Raw genomic sequence first — 641 nt, 5'->3', positions numbered from 1 at the left:
GAAGCTTGTTTGGGAGGGTTTTTAGCAGTCTTCAGTTTGAATTCCATAGCGAAGTTGTCCGCCTGGTGTTTTAGGGTAGTACACTTCGACATAACACAGGTGATGGATGCTCACGGGTTTGTTGGCAAAGCCGATAAGGAAGTAGGGTTCAGCCTCTGAATCGGCGCCGTACCATTTGTTGATGGTGAGTTGTGGGTCAAAACCGGCAAGTTCTTTTGCTGGAATCACGTTTTTGATTAACCCAAAGTAACCAATAAGATCGTTTACTCCGTCGTTATCTAAGTCGATGTTTCGCGTGTCTTCTGAGTTGATGTTCTCTTGAGACTGAATAACGGCTTTAGTGTAAACAAGGTTGTTGGCTGTCATTAGCGCTTCTCTTGCACCATACAAAACGGCAATTCGTGCGTCTTTTTGTATTCCGAGGAACTTGGGCAGGGCAACAACGCCAACAACACCAAGAATGATGATGCACATTATTAACTCGATAAGGGTAAATCCTCGTGAACCACGCACAACCAGCCTCCAGCTTTGTCATTTTATAGGCTGCTATTCTGGAATAAAAATGGGGTTATATCGGTATTAAAAAAGAATGAGAAGGTGTGACTGTTATTGCAAATCTCATATATAAAACAAGTTGCCTA

The 641-nt window shown here is 42.9% G+C and carries 1 protein-coding gene; it reads right to left on the bottom strand.

The window, feature by feature from the left end:
• Nucleotides 1-21 precede the first annotated feature (21 nt).
• Nucleotides 22-513: a prepilin-type N-terminal cleavage/methylation domain-containing protein gene (locus R8O11_RS28615; protein WP_029827916.1), complete on the bottom strand. Its 492-nt coding sequence runs from the start codon at nucleotides 511-513 to the stop codon at nucleotides 22-24.
• Between the last annotated feature and the right edge of the window lie 128 nt (nucleotides 514-641).

The organism is Vibrio sp. 1288 (assembly GCF_033344475.1).
The sequence above is the reverse complement of the archived record's forward strand: the minus strand, read 5'-3'. Positions and strand labels throughout refer to the sequence as shown.